At 35.9% G+C, this 17446-nt stretch carries 17 protein-coding genes; 16 read left to right on the top strand and 1 reads right to left on the bottom strand.

The window, feature by feature from the left end:
* Positions 1-7 precede the first annotated feature (7 nt).
* The gene (locus tag D3H55_RS06305) at positions 8-820 is read right to left on the bottom strand and encodes a hypothetical protein (RefSeq protein WP_119546069.1); all 813 of its coding nucleotides are present in this window, start codon (positions 818-820) and stop codon (positions 8-10) included.
* 178 nt (positions 821-998) lie between these two features.
* On the opposite strand from D3H55_RS06305, the gene D3H55_RS06300 reads away from it, so the two are divergent.
* From D3H55_RS06300 to D3H55_RS06230, 16 genes are all read left to right on the top strand, one after another.
* Positions 999-1739 carry a YveK family protein gene (locus tag D3H55_RS06300; protein WP_119546068.1) on the top strand — a complete coding sequence of 247 codons (741 nt, stop codon included), beginning with the start codon at positions 999-1001 and terminating at the stop codon, positions 1737-1739.
* On the top strand, positions 1729-2430 hold the full coding sequence (locus D3H55_RS06295) for a CpsD/CapB family tyrosine-protein kinase (RefSeq protein WP_119546067.1): 702 nt from the start codon (positions 1729-1731) through the stop codon (positions 2428-2430). Before D3H55_RS06300 ends, D3H55_RS06295 begins: the two co-directional genes overlap by 11 nt.
* Positions 2431-2543: 113 nt before the next feature.
* Positions 2544-3311 carry a tyrosine-protein phosphatase gene (locus D3H55_RS06290; protein ID WP_119546066.1) on the top strand — a complete coding sequence of 256 codons (768 nt, stop codon included), beginning with the start codon at positions 2544-2546 and terminating at the stop codon, positions 3309-3311.
* Positions 3312-3752: 441 nt separating this feature from the next.
* Complete coding sequence (locus tag D3H55_RS24060) at positions 3753-3896, top strand: hypothetical protein (protein ID WP_168412980.1); 144 nt, start codon at positions 3753-3755, stop codon at positions 3894-3896.
* A 103-nt stretch (positions 3897-3999) separates the two neighbouring features.
* Positions 4000-5820 (top strand): polysaccharide biosynthesis protein, encoded by a 1821-nt coding sequence (locus D3H55_RS06285; RefSeq protein ID WP_119546065.1) that lies wholly within the window; start codon positions 4000-4002, stop codon positions 5818-5820.
* A 13-nt stretch (positions 5821-5833) separates the two neighbouring features.
* Positions 5834-6727, top strand: a complete 894-nt coding sequence (galU, locus tag D3H55_RS06280; protein WP_119546064.1) for a UTP--glucose-1-phosphate uridylyltransferase GalU — start codon at positions 5834-5836, stop codon at positions 6725-6727.
* Positions 6728-6934: 207 nt separating this feature from the next.
* Positions 6935-7318, top strand: a complete 384-nt coding sequence (locus tag D3H55_RS06275) for a type II secretion system protein (protein WP_119546063.1) — start codon at positions 6935-6937, stop codon at positions 7316-7318.
* A gap of 1126 nt (positions 7319-8444) precedes the next feature.
* Positions 8445-9563 (top strand): DegT/DnrJ/EryC1/StrS family aminotransferase, encoded by a 1119-nt coding sequence (locus D3H55_RS06270; RefSeq protein ID WP_119546169.1) that lies wholly within the window; start codon positions 8445-8447, stop codon positions 9561-9563.
* Complete coding sequence (locus tag D3H55_RS06265) at positions 9560-10252, top strand: sugar transferase (RefSeq protein ID WP_276310208.1); 693 nt, start codon at positions 9560-9562, stop codon at positions 10250-10252. The genes D3H55_RS06270 and D3H55_RS06265 overlap by 4 nt, the downstream gene beginning before the upstream one ends.
* A gap of 18 nt (positions 10253-10270) precedes the next feature.
* Positions 10271-11017 (top strand): glycosyltransferase family 2 protein, encoded by a 747-nt coding sequence (locus D3H55_RS06260; protein ID WP_119546062.1) that lies wholly within the window; start codon positions 10271-10273, stop codon positions 11015-11017.
* A gap of 44 nt (positions 11018-11061) precedes the next feature.
* Entirely contained in the window at positions 11062-11949 is an 888-nt protein-coding gene (locus D3H55_RS06255; protein WP_119546061.1) for an ATP-grasp fold amidoligase family protein, read from the top strand.
* 52 nt (positions 11950-12001) lie between these two features.
* Entirely contained in the window at positions 12002-13090 is a 1089-nt protein-coding gene (locus D3H55_RS06250) for a glycosyltransferase (protein ID WP_119546060.1), read from the top strand.
* A gap of 47 nt (positions 13091-13137) precedes the next feature.
* Entirely contained in the window at positions 13138-13974 is an 837-nt protein-coding gene (locus tag D3H55_RS06245; RefSeq protein ID WP_119546059.1) for a hypothetical protein, read from the top strand.
* A 353-nt stretch (positions 13975-14327) separates the two neighbouring features.
* Positions 14328-15473, top strand: a complete 1146-nt coding sequence (locus D3H55_RS06240) for an EpsG family protein (protein ID WP_119546058.1) — start codon at positions 14328-14330, stop codon at positions 15471-15473.
* A gap of 105 nt (positions 15474-15578) precedes the next feature.
* Complete coding sequence (locus D3H55_RS06235) at positions 15579-16433, top strand: ATP-grasp fold amidoligase family protein (protein WP_119546057.1); 855 nt, start codon at positions 15579-15581, stop codon at positions 16431-16433.
* A gap of 13 nt (positions 16434-16446) precedes the next feature.
* Positions 16447-17445, top strand: a complete 999-nt coding sequence (locus D3H55_RS06230) for a glycosyltransferase family 2 protein (RefSeq protein ID WP_119546056.1) — start codon at positions 16447-16449, stop codon at positions 17443-17445.
* Position 17446: the final 1 nt, after the last annotated feature.

Raw genomic sequence — 17446 nt, 5'->3', positions numbered from 1 at the left:
GCTTTTGTTAATCATTCGTAAAGTAATGTACCACTTCGTTCGACCACAGTTCAATACCATCAGGATTAACATTTCCTTCAGAATCAAGATAGTCAGTAAGCTCATCTGTGTCATAATCCGGCCAAACCTTCCACACATCGATATAGGGTATACTCTTCTCTTCAGCAAAAACCTTCAAGTCCTCAACCTGGGTTGGGTATATCGTGGCTTCATGCATCGGCTGCGGTGGATGAAGGATAAACTTCGTATCCTTGTTCAATGCTTCGAAATGTCCCATGACCTCTTCGGTATGTTCATGATTCTGTGAAACCTCAACAACGCCATTGTCATTGAAAGTGAATGGTTCATATAGGACCAAATCATACGCCTGCCCTATACTCTCCAGTCCATCCTCATCTTCCACAAAGTTGAAAGAGGATCCGTCGTAAGTGAAAGTATCGACTTGCAAGAATTGTGTTCCATACACACCTTGAAGTTTAGCTTTGATGGACTGTGCTACTCCATTTGTAGAATCCCCCATGGCATCCGAACCGAGGACAAGGAGAGAAACACTCTGATTACCTTCGAACGCATTCAGAAAAGCTTTCTGAACTTCCTCAGGAAGCAGCGATGTTCTCTCAGAAAGCTCTTCCTTCGTCAAGGAATTCAAAGAAGCCGATGTTTCAACATTCTTTTGAGTAGTTACTTCTGCTCCATCTGAAGCCTCTACCATTGGCCTTTCAGCATCAACAAAAGCTTTCTCTTTCCATTCCATCTGCCCGAACACAATTACGCCAATCCCAATAATCGAAAAAATGATAGCCAAAATTCTAAAAAACAAACTATGATGACCTCCTTCATGTGCCTCTATCAGGAATATTATAATAATAATTACTAAAAATTTCTAATCATTTTCGACGCAAAACCCTATTATTTTACAGAAAAATAGCTATAAGGATTAATATTCTATGCTATAATGTTACAAGATTTGAACAAAAAAGAAAAAAGTGGGGGAAACAATGGAAGAAACAATCAGTCTGAAGGATTTACTTGGCACTCTTCGTAAGAGGCTGAGTTTAATTGTGCTTATAACAGCATTGGCGGTCATTACAAGTGGAATCATCAGTTATTTTGTCTTAACGCCAATCTATCAATCTTCTACACAGCTTTTGGTCAATCAAACGAAAAATGAACAAACACCGTTTGATGCCAATGCTATCAGGACGAATCTGGAATTGATCAATACGTATAACGTCATTATGAAAAGTCCGGCCATTTTAGATAAAGTGTCACAAAACTTAGACTTGGATATGACTTCAAGTCAATTAAATGGAAAGATCACTGTTGGAAGTGAAAATAACTCACAAGTTGTCAATGTGGCTGTCACTGACCCTGATCCGGAAAGAGCAGCTCAAATCGCCAATGAGATTGCTACTGTTTTCCAGCAGGAAATTCCCTCTATTATGAATGTTGATAATGTCAGTATCTTATCAAGTGCGGAAGTCGGGGATAAAGTCAGCCCGGTTAAGCCGAAGCCTCTTCTTAACATTGCCATTGCGTTGGTGGTGGGATTGATGGCAGGAGTCGGACTGGCCTTCCTGCTGGAGTATCTGGATAATACTATCAAAACCGAGCAAGACATAGAGAAAGTATTGGAACTTCCTGTGCTGGGAGCCATCACTACCATTACAGATGTCAAAGATGAAAGAAGAAGCCGAAGTGAAAAGCGCAGTATGAGAGGTGAAACCATTGGCTCTTAGAAGACAAAAAATTCAATCCAATAACCATAGCAGAAAGCTTGTGACAGACGCGGCACCAAAGTCGCCTGTTTCAGAACAGTACAGGACTTTGCGGACAAACATTGAATTTTCCCAGGTCGATGATGCTTACCGTTCGTTGATGGTCACCTCTACGGGTCCGGGGGAAGGAAAGTCAACCACTTCTGCAAACCTTGCAGTGGTATTTGCACAACAAGGGAAAAAAGTACTTTTGATAGATGCAGACTTGCGCAAGCCGACGATGCACTACACCTTTCAAAAGATGAATACTGTCGGCCTTTCCAATGCTGTTACCAAACAGGTTGGGCTGACGGACGCTGTACAGAGTACCAGGGTTGAGAACCTGGACATCCTGACATCCGGACCAATCCCGCCTAATCCGGCTGAATTACTTGGTTCGAAGGGGATGAACAGCTTGCTGGAGGAAATGTATCGTTTGTATGATGTAGTCATTTTTGATACGCCTCCTGTACTTGCAGTCACGGACGCCCAAATCCTCGCAAATAAATGCGATGGCACAGTACTGGTCGTTTCCAGCGGCAGAACGGAAATCGAAGCTGCGCAAAAGGCGAAAGAGCAGTTGCAAAGTGCACAGGCCAAGCTGTTGGGCGTAGTCCTTAATAATAAAGAAGTCAAATCGTCGCAATACTATTACTATTACGGCGGTAAATAACAGAAGAAAAAAGTTCCCCCTTTCCTTGGAGTGCAAAATCTATTACATCCTGTTACTGGATGTAAAGGAATAGGGGGTTTTTATATGCCTTAATCCAGAAAGGAGTTATGAACATGATAGATATCCATAGTCACATTTTGCCCGGGGTAGATGATGGAGCCCCTGACTTCACTCACAGCATCGCCATGGCACAGCAGGCGGTAAAAGAAGGAATCAAGACGATGATTGCGACACCTCACCATCTTGATGGTAAGTATACCAACCCAGGACGCCTTATAAGAGAGCGGGTAGCAGAATTAAACCAAAGAATAGAGGAAGAAAACGTTCCTGTGAAAATCCTTTCCGGCCAGGAAATACGCATCTTTGGGGAATTAGCAGATGAACTTTCGGGCACTGAACTATTAACACTGGGAGAGACAGGGCCCTATGTACTTATAGAGCTGCCATCTTCACAAGTCCCGCGTTATACAGAGCAGCTTCTCTTCGACATTCAGTTAAAGGGTTATATACCAGTGATCGCCCATCCGGAAAGAAACCAGGAAATCATAGAGAACCCAGGCCAGCTGTATAACCTTGTGAAGAAAGGCGCCTACTCCCAAGTAACGGCATTAAGTGTAGCAGGCGGCTTCGGGAAAAAGATACAGAAATTCTCCTTGTCCCTTATCGAGCACAACCTTTCACACTTTATTGCATCTGATGCCCATAACACCAGAACCCGCCCTTTCAAGATGGCTCAAGCATTAGACGTTATAGAGAAAAAGTTTGGAAGTGGAATGGTCTATCAATTAGTGGAAAATGCAGAGTTGATGGTAGAAGGAAGTATGGCATATAAAGAGGATCCCAGGAAGGTCCGACAGAAAAAAATTCTTGGTATTTTTTAAGATTTTGTTAAAAATATAACAGAAAGAATAATTTTTTGTCGATTCGACTACATTCGACAAGATTTCTCATTCCAGAAATCGACATTATGTGCTATTGTTTTATAGGAAAGAAGTACCTTAAATATTTATTTATAATTTATCCAGGAGATAGTGGGTTCAATTTAGAGACCATCAAACTTAAAAAGAGTGCACCGCTCAAAAACTAGCCAAAAGCTAGTTTTTGTTGCTGTTTAGAAGCAATAATATGTAAGATTTACCATTTATTATCAACGGCTATGTCTCCTACCCGCTATCGTCGGAGGCACTCGACCATGCTGTGGGCTGGCTCCTAGTCAGACCTTAGACATCCATTGTCAGTGGGGTGGTGTGAGGACGGGTTCGATGCCCGGATTTAATTTTTCCCTGGAATTAAAGGATTAAACCATATTAGGATAGTTATTCATGAAAAAGTTTCAAGGTTTGCCGAAAACCATCCAGAAGACCGTCCGGTATATCTTTCAGGATGCACCCGTGGACAAGTTAGAAGAAATCCAGAAGGTAATCGAACAGGCGATTCAGACGCGATTGCAGGATAAACTGCAATAATCACTAGATATATAATGAAAGGACACTATCAAAATGGTGTATTTTCATTACATATTTAATGCCAAACGTTAAAGAAAAATAATGAGTAAAGAAGGGATTTCATTTGAGTTATCAAAAAAGGGTTTCACTGCTGATGCTGCTGGACTCCATGATTGTCATCAGTACCATTTATCTCGGCTATTTCATCCTTCAGCCGTCTCTGAACATCTATACCATTCCTATCTTAGCAGTCAGTTCCATTGCGCTGTTAGTCAGCCATCATATATTTGCCTTCATCTACCGTCTCTATCATAAAGCATGGGAATATGCGAGTGTCGGCGAAATGGTCGCCATCATTAAAGCCATAACCTATTCAATTATTGCTACCTCTGTTATACAGTTCGTTGTCGTAGGGGATGTATATTTTCGTGTGATGGGTATCACGTGGATGATGCATATCATCTTAATCGGCGGCTCCCGTTTTGCCTGGAGGATGTACCGCGACACGTATATGAAAACAAAAACAGAGAAAAAGAAAGCCCTGATCATCGGAGCGGGTTCGGCCGGAACGATGCTGGTCCGCCAACTTCAAAAAAGTAACGATACCGACCTTGAACCTGTAGCCTTCGTCGATGACGACCGCAACAAACAGAAACTGCAAATCTTTGGAGTGACAGTGGAAGGCGTCACGTCAGACATTCCATCACTCGCAGAGAAGCACAGTATCGACAATATCATCATTGCGATTCCGTCTCTCAGCAAGTCAGAGATACAGAAGGTCTATCAGGAATGCAGCAAGACAAATGCGAAAACACAGATCATGCCGATGATTGAGGATATTGCGACCGGGAAAGTGTCTGTCAATCAATTCCGTGATGTACAAGTGGAAGACCTTCTTGGAAGAGATCCAATAGAATTGGATATGAAGAGCATTTCTCAAAAACTTACCGGAAAAACCATCCTTGTCACCGGTGCAGGTGGATCGATCGGGTCGGAAATCTGCCGCCAGGTCAGCAAGTTCAAGCCGAGGAAGCTTTTGCTGTTAGGACATGGGGAAAACTCCATTTACACTATCGATATGGAACTGCGCAATCAATATAAAAATGAATTTGAGATCATCCCTATTATCGCTGATATTCAAGACCGCAGCCGTATCTTTGATGTAATGGAAGAGCATGCTCCGGATGTTGTCTACCATGCAGCTGCACATAAGCATGTGCCTCTTATGGAATACAACCCGAAAGAAGCAGTGAAGAATAATGTCATCGGTACAAAAAATGTTGCGGAAGCAGCGGATACGTTTGGAGTGAACACATTTGTTCTTGTATCTTCTGATAAGGCTGTCAACCCTACGAATGTGATGGGATCGACGAAGAGGATTGCGGAAATGGTGATCCAGAACTTGAACAAAGAAAGTCAGACAAACTTTGTGGCGGTGCGTTTTGGAAATGTATTGGGAAGCCGCGGAAGTGTCATTCCGTTATTTAAGAAACAGATTCAAGTGGGAGGACCGGTAACGGTTACTCATCCTGATATGACGCGTTACTTCATGACGATCCCTGAAGCTTCCAGGTTAGTTATCCAAGCTGGAGCCCTGGCGCGCGGCGGCGAGATATTTGTACTGGATATGGGTGAGCCGGTCAAGATCGTCGATTTGGCGAAAAACCTCATTCAACTCTCTGGCTATACAATAGAAGAAATCGGATTGAAGTATTCCGGTATCCGTCCCGGTGAGAAGATGTATGAAGAGCTTCTCGGGGAGAATGAAGTTCATGGTGAAGCGGTGTTTCCGAAAATCTTCATCGGGAAAACGGTCGGATTTGATTATGAGAGAGTGTTTAACCTGGTAGAGAATCATCCAAGCTTTGAGCCTCATTATTTGGCACAGTATGTATTGGATCTGGCGAATAAAAAAGACAGCCTTTTAGTGAAAAGTGCGAACTAAGGAGCGGATGAAAATGAAAAAGGTCAGAAAAGCGATTATTCCAGCGGCAGGACTAGGTACAAGGTTCTTGCCGGCAACAAAGGCACAGCCGAAAGAAATGCTGCCGATTGTTGATAAACCAACGATTCAATACATCATCGAGGAAGCGGTGGCTTCGGGGATTGAAGATATCATTATTGTCAGCGGCAGGGGAAAAAGAGCGATCGAAGACCATTTTGATAAGTCATATGAGCTGGAAGAAACGCTTGTCAAAAAAGAGAAGTTCGAGCAGTTGAAAGAGATTCAGGAGATTTCACAGCTGGCGAACATCCATTACATTCGTCAAAAAGAGCCGCTTGGTTTAGGGCATGCAATCGGATGTGCCAGCCGTTTTATTGGGGATGAGCCGTTTGCAGTCCTATTAGGAGATGATATTGTTCATTCTCCAGAAAATCCAGGGTTGAAACAGTTGATTGATGTATACGAAAGATATAACTCTTCCGTCATTGGTGTACAACAAGTGGCTGAAGAAGATGTATCCAAATACGGTGTCATTTCCATCGGACGCGGCGAGATGGAACCAGGTGTGTACGGGATTGATAACCTGGTAGAAAAGCCGAAGAAAGAAGACGCACCTTCCAACTACGCCATCATGGGCCGTTATATCCTGAGACCGGAGATTTTTGAAATCCTCGAAAATCAGGCACCTGGAGCTGGCGGTGAAATTCAGTTGACAGATGCGATCAAGAAGCTGAATGAGCAGCAGATGGTTGTGGGGTGTGAGTTCAAAGGTGAGCGTTATGATGTTGGGGATAAGTTTGGGTTTATTAAGGCTACAGTGGAGTTTGCGCTGGAGCGTGGGGATTTAAGGGAGAATGTGCTTGAATATTTAGAGGGTGTTGTTAGTAAGGAGAAGGTAGAGAGATAGCACTTTCTTCCTGATTTATATTGCAGGCTGTTTGACTGGGCTGTTCTTTCGAACAGCTTTGTGCTTTTTATTGGATTTGTAGTTCATTGAAAGAATTAATTGGTTTTTATTTTGGATACTTTTGTTGTTCTTCGAACAACTTCTTTTATTTGTTACCATCTTGGTCTTTAACATCATGTTTATTTATTTGTTGGAGGAGATCGAGGAATGAATTGTTTTAAGAGGTTGGTTTCTTTTGTTATAGATAAGAGAGGATTAACGCTTATAGAGTTGTTGGCTGTTGTGGTGATTCTAGGGATTATCAGTTCTATTGCTGTTTTAGCAGTGCTGGGTGTGATAGGCGATACTGAGGAAGAGGTTTGTGAAGCTAATCAATTGCAGTTGGAGAAAGAGTATCATCAGGATCTTGTTCTTAATGAGGTTGAGCATTCTGATTTGAGATTTACTTCTTATCTGGTGAAGTTTGGTGAGGTTTGTCCTGTGACTGGAGATATTACTTATGTCGATGGGCATGTTGAGTGTAGTGAGCATGGGGATAGTGCTGAACCGGGTGAAGATGATAGTGGGGATGAAGGGGTTCCGTTTTTGTAGGTGAGTAACAATAGGGGAACATTTAGTGGCTGCTTTGGTAATTACTGCAGATTCCCTTATTGGATTGAATGTTAGTGTGGAAGTCAGAATGGTTAATAGATGACCACAACATATTGTGTTAAAATTAGTGAAAAATCATTAAATTATACAATATATGGGATTCATCTATATAACATAGTACCATTTTGTTAGTATATAAAGATAAAATGGCTTAAATCGAGTGTTTTGATTTGGAAAACGTTGATTTGACGGGCTTTTTAGTATCCCAAAATATGGAAAATTATTGAATGGAGTTAAGGAACTGACTATCGAAGTTAGATTGAGTGCTAGAAACCTTGCGGGATAAGGGTTTGAGGCGTTTTTAGTGAGATTTATAGATTGATTGAATGGTATATATAATAGGAAGAAACTCGGTTTAGAGGTATAAATGCAAGAATATCTATCTCGTATTCTTTAGGTAGATTGAATAGATATTACGAGGTGGGTATTGTAATACGATAAGAAAACACAATATGTAGTATATAAATAAGGTTTTATTCGTTACGGCATACTATGTGTTGATTTTTTCATCTATACCTCATATTGAATATTCGGTGCGAGGTGAGTATCGGAAATCGATAACAAAACACAATATGTAGTATTAAAATCCATTTAATTATGACGAAACATACTATATGTTGATATTTTAATCTATTTCTCATATTGAATATTTCATGCGAGGTGACTATCGGATAGGGATAAAACACAATATGTAGTATTAAATTTCGTGAAAAAGTATAAAACGAACACAATATATTGATTTTATCTATTTAGTATAATCACCTGAGGGTGCAATTTTGCGTAAATGTGTTGCATAGAGGTAACGAGGTGAGTATCGGAATTTGATAAGAAAACACAATATGTAGTATTGAAAATCATCTTATAACAATAAAGTATACTATATGTTGATTTTTTCGTCTATTTCTCATATTGAATATAATATGCGAGGTGGCTATGCTTTATAGATGCAATTTTAGTGGTTTAGAAGTTAGTTGGAATGGAAGAATAGCAGATTCTAATTAAGTCCTAATCTACTAAAATAATAACTTATCAAAGGAAGGAAGTCTAGAAGATGGAGTCGACAAAAGTGAAAGAGAGAATATTCCTTTCTTCACCGCATATGAGTGATGAAGGTTATGAAATGCAATATATAAAGGAAGCTTTTGATACAAACTGGATTGCACCCCTTGGTGAAAACGTAAACGGATTTGAAAGAGAGCTTGCTGAGAAGGTTGGTTCTAAAGCTGCTGCAGCACTGTCTTCAGGAACAGCTGCTATTCATCTAGCTCTTAAAGCGGCAGGAGTCGGAGAAGGGGATATCGTATTCTGTCCAACACTTACTTTCTCCGCTACTGCAAATCCAATCATCTATCAAAATGCTATTCCTGTTTTTATCGATAGTGATTATGAAACCTGGAATATGAGTCCAAAAGCATTGGAAGAAGCATTTGAGAAATATCCAGAAGTAAAGGCAGTTCTTGTTGTTCATTTATATGGCTTGTCCGCTGATATGGATAAGATTATGGAGATTTGTAAGAAACATAATGTGGCGGTTATAGAAGATGCAGCTGAGTCTCTGGGTACTTACTATAAAGGTAAGCATACTGGAACTTTCGGTGACTATGGCGTCTTCTCTTTTAATGGGAATAAGATTATCACAACTTCTGGGGGTGGAATGCTTGTTTCTAATAATGAAGAGAGAATTGCAAAAGCGAGATTTTGGGCCACTCAATCCCGAGATCAAGCTAGACACTACCAGCATAGCGAATTAGGGTTTAATTATCGAATGAGTAATGTTGTTGCGGGGATTGGTAGAGGGCAGCTTAAGGTTCTAAATCAAAGAGTAATGAAAAAGAATTATATATTTGAGTTTTACAAAAGAGAGTTAGGCGAGCTTGAGGGTGTTAAGTTCATGCCAAGCAATGAGTGGAATGAGCCTAATTATTGGTTAAGTTCAATGACTTTGACCAGTAAAGTGAGGCCAATCGATATATTTGAAGCATTGGAAGCTGAGAATATTGAATCAAGACCAGTGTGGAAGCCAATGCATATGCAGCCGTTCTTTGAGAAGTATGAGTTTGTTGGGACGGATGTATCGGAGAAATTGTTTGAAAATGGTGTTTGTTTACCGTCTGATACGAAAATGACGGATAATGATTTGGAGAGAGTTTGTGAGATTATTAAAGGGTTGTGGTTGAAGAAATGAATTCAAAAGGTGGCATTTATAAAAGATTTATAAAGAGACCGATGGATTTTATTCTCTCTTTGATTGCTATTATTGTGCTTAGTCCGGTACTTTTGGCAGTTACTATTCTGGTAAGAACGAAGCTAGGTAGTCCGGTGATTTTTAAGCAGAAAAGACCGGGATTGAATGAGAAAATTTTTACGATGTATAAGTTTCGGACTATGACGGATGAGAGAGATGAGAATGGAGAGCTGCTTCCTGATAGTGTTAGGTTGACGAAGTTTGGTCGATTCCTACGTTCTACATCACTTGACGAGTTACCTGAACTTTTTAATATACTTTTGGGGGATATGGCAATTGTTGGTCCAAGACCACAGCTAGTTCGGGATATGGTATTTATGACTACACAACAAAGAGAAAGACATAGTGTCTTACCAGGGTTAACTGGATGGGCACAAGTTAATGGGCGTAATGGGGTTACATGGGAGAAAAAGCTGACTTTAGATTTAGAATATGTCAATAACATTACTTTCTTACGAGATTGTAGAATTATTTTGATGACTGTAGCTAAAGTATTTATAAGAGACGGAATTAGTGCAGAGGGCATGGATACCGCAGAAGATTATGGTGACTACTTGTTAAGAATTGGTCAAATAGATAAAGGAACTTACATTAATGGTTTAGAGAAAAGCAGAAAGATAGCAAATTAGTTTTAGAGAAGGTGCAAAATGGATAAAAAAGATAATTTAATTTCAATAATTACACCTGTTTATAATTCAGAAAAGTATATTGGAGAAACAATAAAAAGTGTTTTAGCACAGACGCATAATAATTGGGAAATGCTTATTGCTGATGATTGTTCAAAAGATAATACGGCTAAGGTAGTCAGTGAATTTAATGATCCTCGAATTAAGTACTTTAAATTAGAGGAAAATTCTGGTGCTGCTATAGCGAGAAATAAGGCTTTAGAAAAAGCCAAAGGAACATACATTGCATTCCTAGATGCTGATGATATGTGGAAGCCAAATAAATTAGAAAAGCAATTGGATTTTATGATTAATAATAATGTTGGATTTTCTTTTACAGGTTACGAAATATTAAGAGAAAATGGAAACAAAGTTATTAGTGTCCCATCGTGTCTTAGTTATAGTCAGTTTATGAAAAATACAATTATAGGCACACTAACGGTAATGGTTAATACTGAAATAGTCGGTGAGGTTAGGCTAGTTAATGTGAAGAAGGATCATGATTCAATGACCTGGGCTAAGCTCCTTAGAGAGGGCCATACAGCATATGGACTAAATGAAAGTTTAGCATATTATAGAAAAGTTGAAGGGTCCATTTCTAATGATAAATTTAAAGCTGCAAAAAATCATTGGAATAATTGTAGAAATATTGAGAAGTTATCATTACCTAAATGTCTTTATTATTTCCTCTTTTATGGAATTAATGCAGTAAAAAAACATTATTTTTAAAAATAATAATCACAAAATATAGTTACTAGAGGAAGGTGGAAAAAATGGCGAAAGACAATGTTATCTATAATACAAGAAGATACCTTCAAAAGATAGCACTTAAAGTGACATCTAATGAATTTATGTCAAAACTCTATTTCTGGATCATTTTAAAAGAGAAACTAGATTTTAAAAATCCTACATCATTTAATGAAAAAATCCAATGGTTAAAGCTCTATGATTATCCTAATAATCCTTTAGTTATTCAATGTGCAGATAAGTATGCAGTGAGAGAGTATATAAAAGAGAAAGGATGTTCAACTTATTTGAATGGATTAATTGGTGTTTGGGATAAGGTTGACGACATAAATTGGAATGAACTTCCCGAAAAGTTTGTTATGAAATGTAATCATGGATGTGGTTACAATATAATTTGTGATAATAAATCAGAGTTGGATATTGAAGAAGCAAAAACTAAGTTAACAAAATGGATGAAAGAAGATTTTGGCCTATTTAATGCTGAGCCTCATTATAGTAAAATTCCAAGAAAAATAATCTGTGAGGAACATCTTGGAGACGATATTGTTGATTATAAGTTTTTTTCTTTTAATGGGGAACCAAAATTCATGTATATTGCCAAAGGTTTTGGTAAAGGACACAATGAAAGAATTACATTCTTAGATATGGATGGTAATCGTGCTCCATTTAAAAGAACGGATTATGATGAAATTGAAGGAGATTTTGATGCACCTCAAACATTTTCCACTATGGTGGAATTAAGTAGAAAGCTATCTGAAAACTTCACTTTTGTAAGGGTAGATTTTTTTGAAATAGGTGGAAAAATTTATTTTTCAGAATTAACCTTTACACCTAACGGAGGACTAATGCCTTTTTCCCCAAAAAATTACGATGATTATTGGGGAAATATGATAGATTTGAAAGGTCTTCGATAAGAGAATAATTAAAGAATTACATTTCAAAGAAAATGGTTTGTGAGGAAGAGTAATGAATATATTATATATTTCAAAACTAACGGGGAATATGTGGGCTGGACCAAATAATAGTGTTCCAGCTCAAATTTCAGCGCAGTCAAAAGTTGATAAAGTATTTTGGTATAATATTAATCATGTAACAAAAGATAGTTGGAAGGAATTGGGTTTTTATAATAATTTAGATGACTTTCCCCAAAAAAAAATTGATGCTCTACCATATCCTTTCAATAAGCCAGATTTGGTAGTATTTGAAGGAGTTTATGAATTTCCGTTTTGTAGTCTAGTTTTTGAAGTTTGGAAAAAAAAGATACCTTATATTATTATACCAAGAAGTGCTTTAACTAAACACGCCCAACTAAATAATAGAGTAAAAAAGAATATAGGTAACTTGTTGTTTTTTAATAAATTCTTAAATCGAGCAAAATCAATTCATTATCTAACAGAAAAAGAGTACTTAGATTCCGGCGATAAATGGAACCCGAATTATATTGTAATTCCAAATGGAATTGAATATAAGAAGAATGTAAAAGTTTCAAAGGCTAAACAAAAACTTAATGGTATATATATCGGAAGGATTGAAATATACCAGAAGGGTTTAGATTTGTTGATTGAAGCTTGCGCAATGATACAAGATGAGTTAAGAAGAGCAAACTGTTCAATTAATCTATTCGGACCTAACAGAAATAATTCGAGAGAAAATTTGCAAAAAAGAATTGAAACGAAAGGAATTAAAGACCTTATCTTTATAAATGAGGGGGTTTTTGGGGAAGAAAAGGAAAAAATTCAAATTGAAGCAGATTTTTTTATTATGACTTCTCGGTTTGAGGGTCACCCTATGGGATTAATTGAAGCATTATCCTATGGGTTACCAAGTCTAGTGACTACTGGAACAAATCTTACGGACGAAATAGCAAAATACGATGCAGGTTGGACAGCTGAGACCAATACAGAAGGAATTGTTAGCGCATTACAAAATTTATTAAGTACTCAAATGCATTTGGTAGATAAAGGACATAATGCACTTGAGCTCTCTAAACAATATAATTGGGATTCAATTGCAATTATAACTAGTAATAAGTATAAAGATTTAATAAATTTTTAAGATTAAAGTTTTTTAAATAAAAATTTAAAAGGACTAGAGGTTGAAAAATGAAAGAGGGATGGAGCATATACAATTATGCCTTCTTGCCAACAACAGCCCCCCATGAAGAAGCCGAAGTAGATGTATTATTAGAGGGGAAAGTATGGAGTGAGGGTAAGGCTTTTATGGCACGGTATACAACAGACTTTGATTGTGGGTATGAAACAGAGTGGTGGTATTGTATTAAAGACGATCCAATTGACATAAGTAAATTAAAGAAAAAAAGAAGGTATGAGATTACTCGTGCTCTGAAAAATATTGATGTAAAAATAATTAATCCTATGAATTATAAAGATGAAATTTTTAATAATACTATGGAATGTTTTGATGAATATCCAAAACAGTATAAACCTAACATAAATTATAATACATTTAGCGGGGAAATAAAAATGTGGTCTCAAAGTGCAATCTGTTTCGGAGCATTTTTGAAAAATAGTGGTGAATTTTTAGGGTACGCAATCTGCTTTCTGAGAAAAGAATACGTTTCACTAGCACATTTAAAAGTACCTTCTAAATATCATTCATTGGGTACAAATGCTGCTTTGGTGTACGCAGTTTGTACTGAATTCTTAAATAGCAATAAATACAATATAAAATATGTGAGTGATGGAGCAAGAAATATACGGCATAAAACTAATTTCCAAACCTATCTCGAGAAATACTTTGGATTTCGAAAGGCATATTGTAAATTGAATATAGTCTATCGACCTTTTTTTAAATATGCAATAAATCTCTTATACCCGTTTAGAAATTTAATACAATTATTTGGAAAACAAAAACATATTTATAATTTGTCTTGTCTGCTTAAACAGGAAGAAATTCACCGAAGTTTTAAAAGAAATTGAAATTGACAGTCTATATTTTATGTAAAAAAAACTAGATTTAAAATATCGATATAAGCTTAAGAATTCCTGTTAAATACACTGAAAAAAGTATAAAAATGTTAAGAAAATGATTACAGATAAGTCTTGTTTAATTTTCCGATATTTTATATTGATTTTTCCTTTTAGGAATTAGAGATTAGGAAATTTTAGAGAAATTTTTAATGGCTTTCCTTTTTGGGGAGTTGAATTTATGAGGTTATATCTTGGAGAAAAAATACCTTATCCCTGCTTTAGTTTTTAGTGATCTACTCAGGATTAAATTAATGAAACGTAAGGAAGTAGGATAATTGCTAATAAATAAAGGGGAATAATGAATGGCACTTTATATTGGGCTTTCAATTTTTTATATTTTAGTAATGTTACTTGAATGGATGATAGGTAAAAGATTAAACAGTAAGTTATCAATAATAATTCTTCTCTTACCATTATTCATTCTAGCAGGATTTAGAGCAACAACTGTTGGAAATGATACATTAAATTATTATACAACATTTTTATCTGTATCCCAGGAAAATTTATTTTCTTCAACAGTATCACGCCTAGAGATTGGTTATATATTTCTTATGCGTATTATTGGTAACTTGGGATTGAGTTATTTAGGTTTTCAAATAATAACTACAGCATTCATTTTCTTATCTATTGGTAGATTCATTTATAAATATTCTCTTAATCCTGCCCTAAGTGTTTTTGTTTTTGTTACTAGTCGAATGTTTTTTGGAACAATGAATATCAGTAGGCAGTATATAGCAATAGCAATATTGCTTTATTCAATCGACTTTTTAAAAAAGAGGGAGTTTACAAAGTTTTTTATAATAGTATTTCTGGCTTCTCTCTTCCATTCAAGTGCTTTAGTTTTCTTAATACTTTATCCTATTGCATTAGTTAAATTAAATAAAAAAAGGATAATACTTTTCATAGGAGTAGGTACTATTCTTTCAATTATATTTGATAATGTAATACAATTGGTAATTAATTTGACTAATAAATATCAAGGATATTTAGATAGTCAATACTTTAATTTTGAAGGGAATACAGCAATATATTTTCAGTTGGCAATATACTTTATATTTTTTATTGTAGGTTCATATACAGGTTATTGGAAATCTGATTACAATAATATAAAAGAAATTAATTCTAATACTATTAATAAGAGAATAAGAAAATCTAATAATAAGGGGGTTACAATAACAAATGAGATGATTTGGTACGTTGCAGCCCTGTTGACTTTTATTATTGGTATTGTTGGCTTAAATTCAACAATTATGGATAGAATAGCAATGTATTTTTCTGTATTTTATTTAGCATATATTCCTAGCTTGATAACAAAAATAAGAAGTAAACATATTAGAGTAATAATAATTAATGGAATTATCTTAGGACTATTTCTAAGTTTTTGTATAGTTATGATTTATAGACCGAACTGGAATACAGTTTTTCCATATGTGTGGTATCAGGACTAGTTTAGTTAAATTTTTGAAAAAGGAAAAGTTTTGATTATAAATGAATGTCTGAATTTAAAAAATGGGTAAACTTCAGCTCATTATATACGTAGAGGGGTGGTAAATGTGGTTCCGCTTATTGTGAAAAAATTGATTCCGGATAAAGTGTATCTTCAATTAATGTATTATCATCATAACCGTAGGTTTATAAACTTCCGTAAACCGCAATCATTTAGCGAAAAGCAACAATGGTTAAAATTATATAATAGAAAGCCAGAATATACCATTATGGCTGATAAATATGCAGTGCGTAAATATATTGAAGAAGTAATCGGTAAACAGTACTTAGTACCATTGGTAGGAGGACCATGGAATTGTTCTGATGAAATTGATATCTCAAGGTTACCTGAACAATTCGTTTTAAAATGTAGCAATGGCCATGGCGTTGAAATATGTTCTCAAAAGGATAAATTTGATTTTGAGGCTGCAAAAAAACGTTTGGAAAAGTCACTAAGGAATAATTTATTTTGGTATGGTCGTGAATGGCCATATAAAAATTCTAAATCGTGCATTATTGCTGAAGAATATTTAGGAAATGATGCAATAGATTATAAATTTTATTGCTTTAATGGAGCTCCAAAATATTTGTTTATAGTAACAAATAGGTTCCAACCCAATGGGCCCAATGGTGATTACTTTGATATGAATGGTAATCATTTGAAAGTTAGAGATATTGAATTTTACAATAATCCTACCCCTAATTCTTTATTACCTAGCTCTTTTGAAGAAATGAAAACAATTGCACAAAAATTATCCCAAGGTATACCATTCGTTCGTATAGATTTATATGAACGGAAAGAAAAACCTATTTTTGGTGAAATTACGTTTTTTGATTCTAGTGGTTTTTCAAAGTTTGATCAACCAGATTTTGATTATGAATTAGGACGATTAATTAAACTACCTGAGAAAAAATATAATTAAATTGGAGGAGCATATGAACGATTTTAGTCCTTTAATTTCTGTAATTATACCTGTATATAATACTTATGATTATGTCAAAAGGGGTATTGATTCAGTATTATCTCAGACGTATAAAAATATTGAATTAATTATAGTGGATGATGGTTCGACTGATGGAAGCAAAGAATTATTGGATCACATACACAAAATTAATCCACAAATAATAGTTGTGCACCAAAACAACTCTGGAGTATCTGTAGCTAGGAATAGAGGACTTGATTTAATTTCGGGCAAGTATGTCTGCTTTTTAGATTCTGATGATTGGCTAACTGATGATGCAATAGAATTTTTATATGAACAAATTAAGGAGAAAGATAAGACAGTATCAGCATGTGATAGAAATTTTGTGGAAATAAAGAATGGTAAATTAGAAGTTAAAAGGCAACGAGACTCAGAGGCCCCCATATATCTATCTGCTACTCAAGCTTTGCTAGAAACAGGAACTGTAAAATTAAATCTTCAAAGTGCGTGCTATAAGTTATTTCCTGTATCCTTAATTAATGGGAAGGAACAGATTAGATTTAATGAAGAAATTAGTCACGGCGAAGATGGCTTATTTGTATTTGATATATTGTGTCGTGCCGAAGGAATAGTTTTTTCCACGGAGCCTAAGTGGAATATTTTAACACGTCCAGGCAGTGCTACTACTTCGGATTTTTCATCAAAGATGTTAACAGCACTATGGGCTGTTGATAAAATGATTTCTGTAGCTGGTAATAACACTGAATTAATTAATCGACTGAAAATATATTATACAGAACGTGCAATGGGATTGACTGTAAAATATAGCATTAGTAAATACAAAAGTAAAAACGACAAAAAATTGTTACGTTCAGCATTAAAAAGATATAAAGGGATTTTCATTAATAATAATGTTTCTGTTATAAAGAAATTTAAATATTATTTCTTATTATATATGCCGTTAAAAATCGTGTATTTAACATTTAATTTTAAGAAAACTATAGGGGGATAAA

The sequence above is a fragment of the Bacillus salacetis genome (genome assembly GCF_003581585.1).
GTDB classification, from domain to species: Bacteria; Bacillota; Bacilli; order Bacillales; family Bacillaceae_B; genus Rossellomorea; species Rossellomorea salacetis.
Note: the sequence above shows the minus strand (reverse complement) of the source record. Positions and strands in the feature narration are given on the sequence as shown.